The 15,088-nt window shown below is 38.5% G+C and carries 17 protein-coding genes, 2 tRNA genes and 2 pseudogenes; 15 read left to right on the forward strand and 6 right to left on the reverse strand.

Features of this window, described 5'->3' with window-relative positions:
• From A5N85_RS09510 to A5N85_RS09520, 3 genes are all read left to right on the forward strand, one after another.
• A partial coding sequence (locus A5N85_RS09510; RefSeq protein WP_072577017.1) for an AIM24 family protein occupies positions 1-517 on the forward strand: 517 nt, incomplete at its 5' end.
• Positions 518-809: 292 nt separating this feature from the next.
• Positions 810-1,349, forward strand: a complete 540-nt coding sequence (locus tag A5N85_RS09515) for a VUT family protein (protein ID WP_072577018.1) — start codon at positions 810-812, stop codon at positions 1,347-1,349.
• Positions 1,346-1,711, forward strand: a complete 366-nt coding sequence (locus tag A5N85_RS09520; RefSeq protein ID WP_072577019.1) for a hypothetical protein — start codon at positions 1,346-1,348, stop codon at positions 1,709-1,711. The genes A5N85_RS09515 and A5N85_RS09520 overlap by 4 nt, the downstream gene beginning before the upstream one ends.
• A gap of 576 nt (positions 1,712-2,287) precedes the next feature.
• Here A5N85_RS09520 and A5N85_RS17315 read toward each other — a convergent pair.
• The 5 genes and pseudogenes from A5N85_RS17315 to A5N85_RS09545 all read right to left on the reverse strand — a co-directional run bounded on the left by A5N85_RS17315 (position 2,288) and on the right by A5N85_RS09545 (position 8,479).
• Positions 2,288-3,971, reverse strand: a pseudogene (locus A5N85_RS17315) (FGGY-family carbohydrate kinase).
• A gap of 32 nt (positions 3,972-4,003) precedes the next feature.
• Positions 4,004-4,963: an ABC transporter permease gene (locus tag A5N85_RS09530; RefSeq protein ID WP_072577020.1), complete on the reverse strand. Its 960-nt coding sequence runs from the start codon at positions 4,961-4,963 to the stop codon at positions 4,004-4,006.
• Positions 4,960-5,946, reverse strand: a complete 987-nt coding sequence (locus A5N85_RS09535) for an ABC transporter permease (protein WP_072577021.1) — start codon at positions 5,944-5,946, stop codon at positions 4,960-4,962. The genes A5N85_RS09530 and A5N85_RS09535 overlap by 4 nt, the downstream gene beginning before the upstream one ends.
• Positions 5,939-7,425, reverse strand: a pseudogene (locus A5N85_RS09540) (sugar ABC transporter ATP-binding protein). Before A5N85_RS09540 ends, A5N85_RS09535 begins: the two are co-directional and overlap by 8 nt.
• 70 nt (positions 7,426-7,495) lie before the next feature.
• Positions 7,496-8,479, reverse strand: coding sequence for a substrate-binding domain-containing protein (locus tag A5N85_RS09545; protein ID WP_072577022.1), 984 nt, complete (start codon positions 8,477-8,479; stop codon positions 7,496-7,498).
• A gap of 205 nt (positions 8,480-8,684) precedes the next feature.
• On the opposite strand from A5N85_RS09545, the gene A5N85_RS09550 reads away from it, so the two are divergent.
• From A5N85_RS09550 to A5N85_RS17035, 12 genes are all read left to right on the forward strand, one after another.
• Positions 8,685-9,689: a LacI family DNA-binding transcriptional regulator gene (locus tag A5N85_RS09550; protein WP_211268141.1), complete on the forward strand. Its 1,005-nt coding sequence runs from the start codon at positions 8,685-8,687 to the stop codon at positions 9,687-9,689.
• A gap of 78 nt (positions 9,690-9,767) precedes the next feature.
• Positions 9,768-10,346, forward strand: a complete 579-nt coding sequence (locus A5N85_RS09555; protein WP_072577024.1) for a rhomboid family intramembrane serine protease — start codon at positions 9,768-9,770, stop codon at positions 10,344-10,346.
• Positions 10,347-10,359: 13 nt separating this feature from the next.
• Positions 10,360-10,992 carry a PAQR family membrane homeostasis protein TrhA gene (trhA, locus tag A5N85_RS09560; protein ID WP_072577025.1) on the forward strand — a complete coding sequence of 211 codons (633 nt, stop codon included), beginning with the start codon at positions 10,360-10,362 and terminating at the stop codon, positions 10,990-10,992.
• Positions 10,982-11,140: a thiaminase II/PqqC family protein gene (locus tag A5N85_RS14695; protein ID WP_169818652.1), complete on the forward strand. Its 159-nt coding sequence runs from the start codon at positions 10,982-10,984 to the stop codon at positions 11,138-11,140. Before trhA ends, A5N85_RS14695 begins: the two co-directional genes overlap by 11 nt.
• A 62-nt stretch (positions 11,141-11,202) precedes the next feature.
• The gene (locus A5N85_RS17030) at positions 11,203-11,337 is read left to right on the forward strand and encodes a thiaminase II/PqqC family protein (protein ID WP_281268143.1); all 135 of its coding nucleotides are present in this window, start codon (positions 11,203-11,205) and stop codon (positions 11,335-11,337) included.
• Positions 11,338-11,470: 133 nt separating this feature from the next.
• Positions 11,471-12,100, forward strand: a complete 630-nt coding sequence (locus A5N85_RS09570) for a trimeric intracellular cation channel family protein (RefSeq protein ID WP_072577026.1) — start codon at positions 11,471-11,473, stop codon at positions 12,098-12,100.
• A gap of 303 nt (positions 12,101-12,403) precedes the next feature.
• The gene (locus tag A5N85_RS09575) at positions 12,404-13,423 is read left to right on the forward strand and encodes a TerC/Alx family metal homeostasis membrane protein (protein WP_072577027.1); all 1,020 of its coding nucleotides are present in this window, start codon (positions 12,404-12,406) and stop codon (positions 13,421-13,423) included.
• 165 nt (positions 13,424-13,588) lie between these two features.
• A tRNA-Gly gene (locus A5N85_RS09580) sits at positions 13,589-13,663 on the forward strand.
• A 45-nt stretch (positions 13,664-13,708) separates the two neighbouring features.
• Positions 13,709-13,782: transfer RNA gene (locus A5N85_RS09585), tRNA-Cys, on the forward strand.
• Positions 13,783-13,979: 197 nt separating this feature from the next.
• On the forward strand, positions 13,980-14,201 hold the full coding sequence (locus tag A5N85_RS09590) for an Arm DNA-binding domain-containing protein (protein ID WP_115306172.1): 222 nt from the start codon (positions 13,980-13,982) through the stop codon (positions 14,199-14,201).
• Between the two features lie 111 nt (positions 14,202-14,312).
• The gene (locus tag A5N85_RS17705; protein ID WP_084601736.1) at positions 14,313-14,708 is read left to right on the forward strand and encodes a tyrosine-type recombinase/integrase; all 396 of its coding nucleotides are present in this window, start codon (positions 14,313-14,315) and stop codon (positions 14,706-14,708) included.
• A 66-nt stretch (positions 14,709-14,774) separates the two neighbouring features.
• Positions 14,775-14,903, forward strand: coding sequence for a hypothetical protein (locus A5N85_RS17035; RefSeq protein WP_282955999.1), 129 nt, complete (start codon positions 14,775-14,777; stop codon positions 14,901-14,903).
• Positions 14,904-14,987: 84 nt separating this feature from the next.
• Here the strand turns inward: A5N85_RS17035 and A5N85_RS17320 are convergent, their stop codons facing one another.
• On the reverse strand, positions 14,988-15,074 hold the full coding sequence (locus A5N85_RS17320; protein ID WP_346243178.1) for a transposase: 87 nt from the start codon (positions 15,072-15,074) through the stop codon (positions 14,988-14,990).
• Positions 15,075-15,088: the final 14 nt, after the last annotated feature.

Genomic DNA, 15,088 nt, shown 5'->3' on the forward strand with positions numbered 1-15,088 from the left:
AAAGATTACCGCAACTACTGCTGCTGGTGATTGTCTATTAGCCCCACAGCTTAACGGCGATGTGCAAATTATTGAGGTTGGCGGGAATACGCAATATCGCTTAAATGATGGAGCATTTGTGGCTTGTTCTTCTGGCGTCAATCTGACAGCAAGTTTGCAACGTAATCTTGGTGGCGCACTTTTTGGCGATAGTGGTGGATTTGTCGTCATGCAAACCGCAGGACAAGGACAACTGGCTATTACAGGAATGGGCGTGATTTATGCGGTTGATATTGAACCAGGAAAAACTACGACGATTGATAATGGGCATGTGGTTTGTTGGGATGCCAATTTGGACTATAGTTTATCGCCTAGTGTTCGTCGTAGTAATGGCTTACTTGGCAGTGTAATGAATGCGGTGACTAGCGGTGAAGGATTTATCTTAAAGTTTACTGGTAGGGGAAAAGTGTATTTAAGCTCACGCAATCGCAATTCCTACCGCAGCTGGTTGCAAAGTTTATTGGGCAATAATCGTTAGAAATTCTGGTAATGATTTGAAAAGTATGCCGAGTAATTTCTGTAAAAAAATATCAATCCAATATATCGAATTTTAATATTTTATTATTGTGGAAATTATTGAGTCATAGTCCAGCATACTTTTCAAACCACTATCAAATTACTATCAAAAATTACCCTTACTTATTTCCTTTTTTTATCATTAACGATAAACTTTGCTTGGGTGCAGACTATTTTCTGCTAACCCCCTATTGACGCTATTTCAAAAATTAGCGCGTTATCCAGCGACCTGTTTTGTTGCCATAAGGAAAAATATGTTTTACAAACCTTTTAGGCTATATGCCTTAATACTCGCTTATATATTCAGCGTACTAGCCGCCAACCTTACGTTAAACCAATTTATTGCTCTTCCAGGCTATGGTTTATTAAGTATTGGAACCATTTTTTTTGCCGCAATTTTCACACTTCGCGATCGTATTCATGCTACAGGCGGTCTTATTCCTGTTTTTGTTGCGATTAGCATTGCTGTACTTGTTAACCTAGCCGCAGCAATAATGCTAGAAACACCGCCTAGATTTATTCTTGCTTCTTTTATTGCTATTTTATGCGGCGAATTGGCTGACACAGCCATTTATCAAAAGTTTCGCCATCGTAGTTGGGCGATACGCGTATTGTCTAGTAATTCTGTTAGTGTACCGTTAGATACGATTTTATTCACACTTCTGGCTTTTTACGGCACATTATCTAGCAATGAAATTTTTCAAATTATCTATGCCGACATAATCGTTAAATATGCTATTTCTTTAATTTTTATCTTCGGTCGTCCTAATACTTTTAAGGCGGTGCGTATATGAATCTTCCAAAAATCTTTCCTATGCAAACCATTGACAATGCCAAACCGCACTTAAAAATGGTTGTTGAGCATATTCTATTACTTCCTGAATTATGTCCAGCTTCTCGCAACCCACAATCAGGAAGTACTCTTACGCTCAGCTATAATGCAAGAGAGAAGTTATTAGAACTCTTTAGCTTAGATAAGCATATTCAATCTTATATTGCGCATCCTATTGTCCGAGATATGGAATATTTTACGCAGACGATTGCACAATCGGCAGCCAATATTTTACAAAATGCGGTTACTGCCACCGCAGAATTGCAATATAACCGATTGGCGCAACGTCAAAAAATTATTGTTTATGCTACACCAGAATATTAATTAGTTTTTTAGGTAGTGGTTTGAAAAGTATGCTGGAATATTATCAAATAATCCAATGGCAGTTAAATATTTAAATATCAATATATTAAAAGAAGTATTTTTTGTAAGAGTATGTTTAGCATACTTTTCAAACCACTACCGTTTTTTAAACATTTAGAAGAAACGATTTATAAAAAGTATGCTAGACAATTATTTTATAGCCTTAATTTATATTAAATATAGCTAAATATCTTTAACTCGCATACAGCGTTAGCTCGTTTTGCCGTACTGAGGCTGGCTGTCTGTGGTTCGTCAGTTTGTAGGCAAGCTAAACCCATTCAGCTAATATAAATATCTTTTTTATAAGTAAAAATTCCTTTATGAGAATTATTCAGTATGCTTTTGAAATCACTTTTTAATTTTGAATTAAGACTTTTGCAAAAAAACATAAAATAGAGAAATTTCAATTTTTTAAATTTTGAAAACATATTAAAATCATAGTGTTAATTTTTCTACTAGTCGCAAAAATTAGTATAAAAACGGAATTTTGCAAAAGGTCTCAAATTGCAATAGCTCGAATAGTGATATCTTAAGGGATTAGATAACCGATACTTTATGCGCTATTTCTTGTAACTCGCAAAATATTTTATATCTCTGTTCGTGAACAGATTTAAAGTCTTGGTTTGGTGCATAACTGTCAGCAATATGAGCCATCGCTTTCATTGCTGCCTGAGCTGTAGGGTAACTCTTTGATGCTACCGCGCCTAAAATAGCAGCACCCAGCAAAACAGGTTCTGGAGATTCAGGGTTTACAATAATTTTACCGGTGGTATCTGCTAATAATTGCTTAACCAATTTTGATTGACCAGCGCCTCCAGAAATGACAATATTTTTCGTCAGAACTCCATTGCTTTCTTGCATTTCCAAAATCTGGCGTAAACCATATCCAAGACCGATTAGTCCGGCAATATAGATATTGACTAACGAAGTTTCCCCCATACCTAATCCGGCTATAACAGCTCTTGCATGAGGATTCGGAATAGGAGAACGATTTCCAGCAAATTCTGGCACAATATGTAAACCTTCTGCTAACACGGTACTTTGAGAATATCCACTAGTCTCTCTGACTGCTCGCTCTTCTAAATATTGATACAATGTTTGACCTAACTGTTCAGCAGCTTCTTGTTCCTTATCATGAGAGAAAAGGTTTAGTAGCCTATCAATGGCAGCACCAGCTGCTGATTGCCCCCCTTCATTTAGCCAAAAATCCGGTAACATTGCCTGATAATACGGTCCCCATACGCCTTTAATATAGTGCGATCAGCTAAAAAACAAAACATCCTATAGCCCTTATCTAGCCATTCTGGCGGTAGATAACGTTCTGTTTTTTAGCTGATTTGACTATAAAAGTAGGCGTTTGAGTAGAAGTCATCGTACAAGAAGAAGTGCCAAAAATATAAGCCATTGTATGCTCTATATCCTCTAATGCGCCAACAGTCCCCAAACCACCTGCATGTGCATCTATCAATCCACTAGCAACTGCCGTTCTAGGCAATACTCCCCATTCTTTCGCAACTTCTTCTGTTAATCCCTCAGCTAATGGTGTTCCCGGAGAAACGACTTTTTCTCCAATTCTGACAAAATTTTGTTCAACTAAATCTGATAACCCAATCGCTCTGAAATAATTTTCATCCCAGCGCTCTTCATGAGCAAGATAAGTCCATTTACAAGTTAAAGTGCATAAAGAACGCGTAAGAGCGCCGGTAGCGCGCCAAGTAAGATAATCAACAAGATCCATAAATTGCCAGGCTTGTTGATAAGTCTGTGGAAGATGTTTACTCAGCCACAATAATTTTGGCGTTTGCATTTCTGGTGAAATACTCCCACCTACATACCGTAAAACCTCATATTTTCCTTGATTAATTTGCGCTGCTTCTTTATTTGCACGATAATCCATCCACACGATGATATTTCTCTGGACATCCCCACTCATACTCACAGATAACGGATTTCCATTTTCTCCTAATACGACTAAAGAGCAAGTCGCATCAAATCCGATTCCTTTTAATAAAGAAGGATCGATTTTTGACGCTTTAATTGTCGCTCTAACAGCATAACAAACGGCTTGCCAAATATTTTCAGAAGATTGCTCAACAATATTTTCTCCTGTACGCCAAATCTTAATATCTTGCTTAGCAACTGCTAACAATGCTCCTTTATCATCAAAGACACCTGCTCTTGCACTACCTGTTCCAACATCAACCCCAAGATAATATGCCATTGGTTTTCTCCTCATAAAAATCAGATTGCTGTTTAAATAAATGATTTTCTCTTTTGTAATAATGCTCGAATAATCATCACAACAATTAAAAATATTCCCCAAATTGCCGTCACTAAATGTTGATTAGCGCCTAACATATTCAAGCCAGAGGCGATTAGCTGTAGAGCAAATAATGCAATAACCAAAGGGAATACTCGTCCGAACCCACCAAAAGGATCAGCTCCACTTAAAAAACACGCCAAAATTGTAATCAATAAATAAGACTCTCCGTGTCCCATACGAACAGAATTAAAGCGTGCTAACATTAAAAGCCCCGCCAATGCCGCCATTACTCCAGATAGGGTATAAATCCAAATAAAAATTTTCTTAATGGCAATACCAGAAAATAATGCTGCTTTTGGATTAGAGCCTATCATATAAACAGAGAACCCAAATCGAGTATAGTGCATCAAGTAAAACCAACTACTTGCTGCCACTAAAAATATCCATAATGGGATAGGTAAACCCAGCCATACACCATGCCCTAAGATTTCAAATAAAGCAGGCATCCCAGAAATATCTCCTCCACGAGTTAGCCACTCACCAATGCCACGAAGCAATATCATCGCACCTAAAGTCACAAGAATAGGATGTGCACCAACCCAAGCAATCATCATTCCAATAATAGCGCCTATGAACCCTCCTACAATCAAAGCAATAAAACATGCTAATAAGGAACCCCCGATTCCCCAGGACGGTAAAAGCCCCGTTAAAAATGCTGCTGCAACAAGCGCACAAATATTAGCCGTATACGTAATGGCTAGATTTAATCCGCCAGAAAGAATAGGAATTAACATTGCTAAGGTTAGTAATCCTAGCTCTGGTATTTGATAAGCCATTGCACGCAAACTGCCTATCGAAAGCGTATTAGGTGCTATGAGTGCAAAAATAGCAACACTAATGCCTAAAAATCCTAGCATCAAAGCACTTTCACGACTGATAAACCCCTTCATGACCGCCCTCCCCCGATATTAAGATTTTCTTGTAATTGACGCCAATTAATACCAGTAATAGCCACCAAAATAACGACACCAACAATCACACGAAAAGCATAAGGAGAAACACCTAATAAATTCATACCATTCTGAAGCAAAGATAAAAATAACACACCTAACAATGCACCAATGACTGAACCTTTCCCTCCACCAAGCGTTGCTCCACCTAATACCACAGCTGCCAATACATCAAACTCTCTTCCATAAAGCGCATTAGGGACAACTTCTCGGACGATATGTACCTGCATAATACCCGCAACAGCAGCACAAATACCTAACCAACCATATGCAAATAAATGCACTTTCCAACCACTTACCCCCTCTCTAGTAGCCGCTTCAGGATTTGAGCCATACCCATACAATTGCCGTCCAAATCCTGTACAACACAATACATAGTAAGTTATCGTCGCCATTACTATCATCATTGCAATAGGCAAATGTAAAGTCGCATTTCCAAAGACCGTATCTATTTGCAAAATAGGATGTCTGTTATATAACCAGTCAGGAATATCCCAAATCGAACGTCCGTTAGTAAAAAACATCAACAAACCAAAAAAAATATTAAAAGTTGCAATCGTGACAATAATAGAAACGATTCGAAAGCCATAAATAAATGTCGCATTCAAGCATCCCAAAACCAATCCTGTTGACAACGCCAGTATAGAAACCATAATTGGTCCAGTCATCCCCATTTGAATAGCGAAATACAAACTAATATATTGAATAACCGAAGCGCCGACTGAAAATGAAATATCAATACCACCAATAATTAAAACAACCACCAGCCCCACAGCAAAAATCATATTGACAGCGCTAGCATTAAATAAATCAAAAATATTCTGCCAAGACCAAAACCCTGGAGCGCTAAAGGCTAAGATAGTCGTCACCAAAACAATCATTAGCGCCAAATTACTTTCAACACCCCATTGTTTTTTAATCATATACACGCTCCTCTAAATTAGCTAAAGAGATTTCTTGTGGCGAAATACCATTATCTAATCGACCCTCTTTCATAATAAAAACACGATCGCAATGATAATAAACTTCTGAAATCTCATCTGAAATCATTAAACGCTTAAACCACTATCAGCCAACAGCTTAATGGTTTTGAAAATTTCTACCTTTGCGCCAATATCAACACCAACCGTAGGAGCATCTAAAATCAATAATTTTGGCTGAGTTGACAGCCATTTTGCTAACACTACTCTCTGTTGATTACCACCTGAAAGTGTAGAAACGGGTAAATCAATATCATGCGCCTTTATGCCCAAACGATTTACCCAATCTCTTGTATGTCGATTTAAATAATAAGGTGCTAAATAGATACCGCTTGGATCTAAGTTTTTTAAAATAGCAATAGCGCTATTATCACGAATTGACTGCGGTTGAATTAAACCAAGATTCAATCTATCTTCAGAAACATAAGCAATTCCTTCAGCAATCGCCTCTTGATTATTTTTTAGATGAAGTAATTTATTTTCTAACCACAACTCACCACTATCTGCTCTATTCATTCCAAATAAAGAAAGCGCTAGTTCTGTTCGACCAGAGCCTAATAAACCTGTAATTCCAACAATCTCACCACGATGAAGCGTTAAGTTAATATCGTTAAATTGATTATGCTTTGTCCAATTTTTTATCGTTAATATTGGATCAGAAAACTCAGCGCAAGAACGACATTCTTCCGTAATCGTTTGCCCTGTCATCCACTCTGTTAACATAGAAGAGCTAACGCCCTCTGCTCGCTGAGTAATAACCAGTTTACCATCTCGAATAACGGTTACTCGGTCTGCAATTGACTGCACCTCTGCCAAGCGGTGCGAAACAAATACAATAGCAATGCCTTCTGATTTTAATTTGCGCACTGCTTCTAATAAATAGCCTACCTCATGCGCTGTCAGAGATGCCGTTGGTTCATCCATAAAAATGATTTTGGCATCTCCTGTTAATACTTTAGCAATAGCGACTAACTGTCTCTGTGCAATATCTAAATCTGCTACCGACTGCGAAACATCCAGTTGCAATCCTAATCGTGCCAACGCCTGATTCGCCAAAGTATAAATTTCTTTACGATTCGGCTTTTTCCATGGAAATGTGGTAAACCAATCAAAGCAAATATTTTCTGCGACCGATAAAGCAGGAAATAATGATAAATCTTGCCAAATAACATGAATCCCCGCAGATTTAGCCTTTTTCGGTGTTAAACCATGAAGTAAAGTTTCCCCATTGATACAAATATGGGTACCAGCATCTGGCTGATAAACCCCCGAAAGAATCTTGATTAAGGTAGATTTACCGCAGCCATTTTCCCCCACTAAACAGTGAACCTCTCCAGCATAAATTGATAGAGAAATATCTGTTAAAGCCTGAAATTGACCAAAATGTTTATTAACATTTTTTAGAGATAAAACTGAAGACATGAGTTATGTCCTTATCTTTTCAAAGTATGGCGCATGACTCTTACTATGCACCATATTTCAATAAATAAATTTATAAACCTTGTTCTGCTAAAGCATCGACCGTTGTTTTATCCAAAGATAAAGGTTTATCCGCATAAATAACTTTACCCTCAATCGTAATTTTTCCTAATACAGGCGTACTAGTCATTGCTGCAATATCTTTTCCTTCTGCTAAATACGTCCCCAATTCAACAAAAGCTTTACCCGCCTCTAATGGACTCCATAAGTAACCACCAGTAATTGCGCCATCATGCACTAAACGTCGACCCTGACCAGCAGAAAATAGCCCCATTACCTTTAACTTACCAGCCACACCACGCTCCTGTGCCGCGCGCGCAGCACCAATTGTTCCTTGACTACCAAATGACATAATTCCTGCAAGATCTGGATGAGCTCTTAACAAGTCTAACGTTGTATTGCGACTATCATCTACAGATTCTGCAACACCAAACCGCTCTGATGCTTGCTTCATCTCTGGGCAATACTCTTTCAAATAATTAACAGCAGCATCTGCCCAAGCATTATGTGCTGGCACACTTAGTCCCCCGACAAAAACAGCATAAGAACCTTTACAACCAGTTGTTTCAGCCATTAACTTACCGTGTGCCTCACCAAGCGCTTTACTCGTAATCAGCTCAAAATCATAATTGACATTCTTAGAATCGGGAGATTCATGCGCAATGACTTTAATCCCCTGTTCTCTTGCTCGTTTTAAAACAGGCTCTAAAACTTCAGCATCATTGGGAACGACACCAATCACATCTACTTTTCTAGCAATTAAATCTTCTATCGCACGAACTTGCAAAGCAGGATCTGCACTGGTTGGACCGACCATGAAAGCATCAACATTCATCTCTTTTGCTTGCGATTTAATACCGGCTTCCATTGCATTAAACCAAGGAATTCCTCCTATCTTTACCACTATCCCGATAGCTGGCTTATCTCCGGCATGAGCAAAAGTTGCTACCAATCCTAAAGCTATCGCCAAAGAAGCTTTTTTCCAAGTGCCTTTCATAATTATCTCCTTGCTGTTGTGAAAAACGACTCAACTTATATTCGTCTATCAAAATCCCCTTAAATCACGTTATTCCACATGAAAAATTATATTTTAAACAAATTATACTTTGCTCAATCGATTTAGCAACATCTTGTTTTAGTTTTTTACGTCTTTTTATGGGGAAACGCTAGCAGTAAACTAAAAACTCTCTATAATGATGAAAATGAAAAAAAATAGAATAACCATTTATGATTTAGCACAACTGGCTGGAACCAGTGCTAGTGCTGTTAGTTCCATTCTTAATAACAAGTGGCAAACAAGAAGAATTAGCCCTGCGCTAGCTGAAAAAGTCAGCTTACTTGCAAAACAGCACGGCTATGCGGTAAATCGTCAAGCCAGCATTTTACGCAAAGCCCATTCTCATATGATTGGAATGATTGTTCCAAAATATGATAATCGCTATTTTACAGCAATTGCCGAGCAGTTTGAAATCATGGCACGGCAACGCTCTCTTTTCCCCGTTATTACTTGCACATTTAGAAATCCACAACTAGAACTCGAAGCGGCAAGAGAGCTTTTGTCTTATCAAGTAGAGTGCGTGGTTGCTACCGGTTGCACAAATCCCGATGCTATTGCTCAGTTATGCCATAGTGCTAACGTTCAGATTATCAATCTAGACTTACCTGGAAAAACTGCACCATCTGTGATTTCAGATAACTTTAATGGCGCTAAACAACTCACTAAGCGACTTTTAGATATTATGAAACAGGAGTTTAACCATTCCAAATCACTTTGGTTTATTGGCGGAAGAAAAAATGACCATAATACACAACAAAGAATTCAGGGCTTTATCGCAGCACATAATGAACATCAAATAGAAGTCAATAATCAATACATTCTTACGCCCGGATATTCTTCCAATAAAATTGAGCAGCTTATGAAGCAACATATCCCACCAGAAAAAACGGGGCTTTTTATCAATTCTACTATTGCTTTAGAAGGATTTTTACGCATGACTTATCGACTATCTCCCAATCATGCCGCCTCTCTGCGCTACGGTAGCTTCGATTGGGACCCTTTTGCAGCATTATTGCCACAAAATATCGGGATGATTCGTCAAGATATTCAAACAATGTTAGAAACTGTTTTTCAATGGATAGAGACTCCTCCTAAAAAACCCATTTATAAAGAAATTCCATGTCTATGGAATAACGGTATATATTATTAAGAAAATCTAAAATTCTGGTTTCGTTTTATAGCGTTTAGCGATAAAGTGGGCGCTCTTTAAAACAGAATGAATCATTTTATGAATAGTCCTGTCCTTCAGCGCGCGGGGATCGTTACTTGGGGTGTATTGGCATTGTGTGTGGGGTTTACCTTACTCACAGGCGCGGGAAGTCGCCCGATTACCGTGCAATTTTTATTCTATCCTCCTCTCATTTATCAAGGGGAAATCTGGCGAATACTCACACCCGCTTTTTTGCATTTTGATATGTTAGGGTCGCCTTTCTTACATCTCTTATTTAATGGCGTTATTTGGTTAAACTTTGCAAGCGCTATCGAATGCGACGAAGGGCGTTTTCGTTTACTCTTCCTATTTATTGTTTCTGCTATCTTATCGAACTGTGTCGCTTACATGATTTATGGTCCCGGTTTTGGTGGCCTATCCGGCGTAGTATTTGCCTTAATTGGTTATCTTTGGTGGCAAGGGCGTAGCAATCCCATATTGGCAATGGTTATGCCTAAACAGATGTTCTTAGCTTTTTTAGGCTTTCTACTCATAGGGTTTACCGGACTATTCGGCAATATGGCGAATATGGCACATCTTGCAGGTCTTATCATTGGCATTGGTTTTGCCATGACTTGCCAACTTTTTTGGCGTTAACGCAGGAGGATATATGTATTATGGAGAACGCTTCAATAGTATTTCTCACTTAGTTGGCACTATCCTAGCGATTACTGGTACGGTATTACTAATTATTCGCGGGGCAATACATGGCACAGCTTATGATGTTGTTTCCTCCGCTATATATGGTGCAACCCTCATTTTATTGTATGGCGCATCTACGATTTATCACACCATTCGCTCTGCTAAAATCAAAGCTATTTTACAAAAGCTGGATCATTGCTCCATTTATTTACTAATTGCCGGCAGCTATACCCCTTATGCGCTCGTTACGCTAAGAGGCGGCTGGGGATGGTCTATTTTTGGTGTGGTTTGGGGATTAGCCATTATTGGTATTATTCAAGAATTTCTATTTGCCAAAGGTGCAAGAATATTATCTTTGGCTTTATATTTATTGATGGGCTGGCTCGTATTAGTGGCGATTGTCCCTATTGTCCGCCAATTACCCAATTGGGGGCTTTTCTGGTTAGCGGCTGGTGGCGTCTTTTATACCGTAGGTGTTTACTGGTATGTCAATGATGAAAAAATCCGTCATGGGCATGGTATTTGGCATTTATTTGTTTTAGCTGGTAGCATCGCACAGTTCATCAGTATTTATGGTTGGGTTATTGGATATGGAATTTAAAACACTGCGTCAAAACTGTCCAAATTGGCAAGACTATATTCAACATGCATTTGTTCACCAACTCATCAATGGTACCTTACCACACGAAGCCTTTTTAACCTACCTACAACAAGATTTTCTTTTTCTCTTACAATTTACTCGTGCATAGGGATTGGCGGTATATAAAAGCGATAACCTTGCGGATATGCGCGTCGCACAACAAGAAATGCCGTGCTAGATACTAAAATTCAGCTTCATATTCACTATTGTGCAAGCTACGGAATTGGAGAAAAAACACTACAAAATTTACCTGAACACCCCGAAACGGTCGCTTATACCCGATATGTATTAGAGGTAGTGGTTTGAAAAATATGCTAACCATACTCTTACAATAAATACTTCTTTTAATATATTGATATTTAAATATTTAACTACCATTGGATTATTTGATAATATTCCAGCATACTTTTCAAACCACTACTTATAAACATCTTATCCTATGGAATCTACTCAATTTATTTACATTCTTGATTTAATTGGCTGCGCAGCGTCGGCAGCCGCCGCCGCAATGTTAGCTAAGCGAGTAGGACTAGATTTTCTAGGCGCTGTAATGATTGCTGCCATTGGTGCCATTGGCGGAGGAACGTGTCGGGATTTGCTTATCAATCGTCATCCCTTATTTTGGTTAAAAGACTTAAACTATCTCACCTTAACCTCCACTATCGCCATACTTGTCCAAATTTTTTACTATACAGTAGACAAATATCTTGATCGTCCGATTAGGCTTTTTGATGCTATCGGTCTTAGTGCTTTCTCAATCATTGGCTTCCAAGCGGCTTTGACCAAAGGATTACCTTATCCAATGGTTATCTTAATGGGAATAGTAACGGCTGTTAATGGCGGTATTTTAAGAGATATAATTTGTGGGCAAATCCCCTTAGTTCTTCGCAAAGAAATTTATATCTCTTGCGTGATTATCGGAGGAATTGTTTATTTAACTTTACTACAATTAGGGGTTGGAGAATGGATACGCAACTCTATTGTAATGGCAACTATTTTCTTATTAAGAATGTTAGCCATTTACCGTCGATGGAACTTGCCAGACATCAGCTTACCGAAAAAAGAATAATTTTGGGTTTATTTTACCCGTTACCAAAATAAAAGAATACCATTAGTTCCCTTAGTAACGACTTGCAAATATTTAATGACAGAAAATAAAAATATCATGATAAAAATATCGCCTATTTTAAACATCTAAAGGTTATTTCAACTCATCCGCTACAATGGCTACCTATCAATGATTTTCCAACTCATACTTAACGCTATTTTTCACTTTCTAAACTTTAGCATAAAATAAATAAAATATTTAAAAACAAAAACTTTTCATCTTATAATCCATTAAACTCTTATTATTTTCTTTAAGGAGAAAAATATGCCTCATCATTTTGGCTTTCCACTAGAAACACTTATTGTCTTCTTTGTTGTTATCGCATTATCCGTCTATATCGACTTGTTTGCCCATCGTCATACCAAAGAAATTGGCGTTAAAGATGCAGCAATCTGGTCATTATTTTGGGTCGGACTTGCTATTGCTTTCTACTTCTATCTTATGTTTAGATTTGATGCAGAATGGGCAAACTTATACCTTGCTGGTTATGCCTTAGAAAAAAGTTTATCTATAGATAACCTAATGGTCTTTATGGCAATTTTTGCATCCTTTGGCATTAAAGGGCATTTACAGCATAGAATTCTCTATTGGGGGATTATTGGCGCTTTAGTTTTCCGCGCAATCTTTGTACTTATTGGTGCAAGTCTATTTGCCGCAAGTCCTTGGGTTGGCTTTATTTTTGCTGCCTTTGTTATCTGGAGTGCCGTTCAAATGCTACGTGCAGATAACAATGATGAAGAAATCGAAGACTACACCGATCACTGGAGCGTTCGTCTCACTGGCAAACTCTTTCCCATCTATAAAAAACTCCATGGAGAACACTTTATTGTTAAAGACCATGAGCTACAAAAAGAAATTGCAGAAGAAGAAAAACGCGGTATTGTTACGCGCATCGGCAAATACTACGTCACCCCAGCGTTATTATGCTTAATGGCGATAGAAACCTCAGATATCGCCTTCGCATTTGATTCTGTACCAGCCGTTATTGCAGTAACACATGAACCATTACTCGTTTATGCAGCCATGATTTTTGCCATTCTCGGTCTTAGAAGTCTATATTTCGTTCTAGCAGCACTCACTAAGTATCTCGTTCACCTTGAAAAAGCCGTTATCGGACTACTATTTTTTATCGGTGCCAAAATGCTCATAGAATCCGTTAACCACACCTTAGGTGATACGGGCATCCATATCAGCCCAGGCGTTAGCTTAGCAATCGTTTTGCTCACTTTAACTGGTGGTATTATCGCCTCTTTCATTTGGCCTGAAAAATCAGAAGAAGTATAATCCTACTGCTCCACTGCCAAATATTTATAGCAGTGGAGCTCAATAACACATTCCTACACATCATTCAACTAAAAATAAAAATTACTAATAATCATATTATTAAAGAAAAAAGCAAAAAAAAATATTGACACAAAAAACATACGCGTTAAAATACGCACTCACCAAGCGGGAATAGCTCAGTGGTAGAGCACAACCTTGCCAAGGTTGGGGTCGCGAGTTCGAGCCTCGTTTCCCGCTCCAAATTCTAAAAAAGCCGCAATAGCGGCTTTTTTAATAAGCTTTACAGGCTGGGTAGCAGAGTGGTTATGCAGCGGATTGCAAATCCGTGGACGCCGGTTCGATTCCGACCCCAGCCTCCATACCTATATAATACCCCGTCTAACAGGGTATTTGCCTTTAAAAACATAGATTAAGCTGATTTTCAATATAAAACTGTCTAATGCAATATCATTGAATATAAGAACTTTAAGGGGTATTTTTGGGGGTATGCGTTTTTTATATCCCAATAATGATAGCTGCCCTTTGGAAGATACCCCCAAATTCTACGAGGTATGAAATGGGCAAACTAACCGCAAAAGCTGTTCAACAGGCGCAGAAAGCAGGTAAATATTTTGACGGACACGGGCTTTATTTGCATATCCTCGCCAACGGGAAAAAGTATTGGCGGGGAAAGTATCGTTTTAATGGTAAGGAAAAACTCTCTTCTTATGGTAGCTACCCCCAAATTAGCCTAAAAGAAGCAAGAGATGTACACGCACTCTTTAGCGCGCAACTATAGTCAAAGGCTAATAAAAGAGTCACAGAAATTAGATCGCTATTCCAGTAATAGTATGTGTGCTTACTTTATTTATCTATCTTAACACTGTAACTATTCTAGTAGTCTTTCACTATAGCACAGGGAGTAGATTCTTTAGCAGAGCGTAAAGCTGAAAAGACAGAAGAAAAAGCAGAGTTAGCCGCTAATTTTAAGCGCCTAGCTTGGGAATGGTTTGAAAATACGGCTAATGCTAGAAAGTGGGGAGATAAACACCGTAAGAAGATAAAACAACAGCTAGAGCGCCATATTCTGCCTACTTTTGGAGGTATAGACTGCCGAGAAATTCGCCCTAAAGAAATTACCGAATTTATCCAATCATTAAACGTACAAGGCATCAATACTACCGCTCATGATTGCTTTGACATTATGCGCCGCATTTTTGCTTATGCCGTGCAAATGGAAATCAGAGAAACTAGCCCAGCAGCACATCTAAAAGATATTACTCCTAATACCCCAGCCGACCAATGAAACACACTACCGACCCTGCGCGAATTGGGGAAATATTACTTATTCTTGAGCGCGCCCGTGTTACAAATGGCGACCAAAGCCCTGATATTACTAAGCCCAATGCTATTCACTCGCCCGAATGAATTACGCGAAATGCGTTGGGATGAAATTAACGGCGACCTTGGTAAACGCAGCAGCTATAGTGCAATCATCTAAAACTCAACCCAATCCAAAGCAGATAAAAGAATAAAGTATCAATACAATCCATCCGCCATTCTTTGCTATTTGCTTAATCCAAGCTCACATCTTTTCAATGGGATTTAAGTCTGGACTATAAGGGGGTAACCAAACTATCTCATGCCCATGCTCTTCAATGATTGCTTGAATATCACTGCGTTTAT

It is taken from the genome of Suttonella ornithocola (genome assembly GCF_001889065.1).
GTDB lineage: Bacteria > Pseudomonadota > Gammaproteobacteria > Cardiobacteriales > Cardiobacteriaceae > Suttonella_A > Suttonella_A ornithocola.

Excerpts from the sequence above, each read along its gene's own strand:
- A5N85_RS09515 (WP_072577018.1), top strand. The coding sequence starts at position 810 with ATGTTTTACAAACCTTTTAGGCTATATGCCTTAATACTCGCTTATATA.
- A5N85_RS09520 (WP_072577019.1), top strand. The coding sequence starts at position 1,346 with ATGAATCTTCCAAAAATCTTTCCTATGCAAACCATTGACAATGCCAAA.
- A5N85_RS09530 (WP_072577020.1), bottom strand. The coding sequence starts at position 4,963 with ATGAAGGGGTTTATCAGTCGTGAAAGTGCTTTGATGCTAGGATTTTTA.
- A5N85_RS09535 (WP_072577021.1), bottom strand. The coding sequence starts at position 5,946 with ATGATTAAAAAACAATGGGGTGTTGAAAGTAATTTGGCGCTAATGATT.
- A5N85_RS09545 (WP_072577022.1), bottom strand. The coding sequence starts at position 8,479 with ATGAAAGGCACTTGGAAAAAAGCTTCTTTGGCGATAGCTTTAGGATTG.
- A5N85_RS09550 (WP_211268141.1), top strand. The coding sequence starts at position 8,685 with ATGAAAAAAAATAGAATAACCATTTATGATTTAGCACAACTGGCTGGA.
- A5N85_RS09555 (WP_072577024.1), top strand. The coding sequence starts at position 9,768 with ATGAATAGTCCTGTCCTTCAGCGCGCGGGGATCGTTACTTGGGGTGTA.
- trhA (WP_072577025.1), top strand. The coding sequence starts at position 10,360 with ATGTATTATGGAGAACGCTTCAATAGTATTTCTCACTTAGTTGGCACT.
- A5N85_RS14695 (WP_169818652.1), top strand. The coding sequence starts at position 10,982 with ATGGAATTTAAAACACTGCGTCAAAACTGTCCAAATTGGCAAGACTAT.
- A5N85_RS09570 (WP_072577026.1), top strand. The coding sequence starts at position 11,471 with ATGGAATCTACTCAATTTATTTACATTCTTGATTTAATTGGCTGCGCA.
- A5N85_RS09575 (WP_072577027.1), top strand. The coding sequence starts at position 12,404 with ATGCCTCATCATTTTGGCTTTCCACTAGAAACACTTATTGTCTTCTTT.
- A5N85_RS09590 (WP_115306172.1), top strand. The coding sequence starts at position 13,980 with ATGGGCAAACTAACCGCAAAAGCTGTTCAACAGGCGCAGAAAGCAGGT.
- A5N85_RS17035 (WP_282955999.1), top strand. The coding sequence starts at position 14,775 with ATGGCGACCAAAGCCCTGATATTACTAAGCCCAATGCTATTCACTCGC.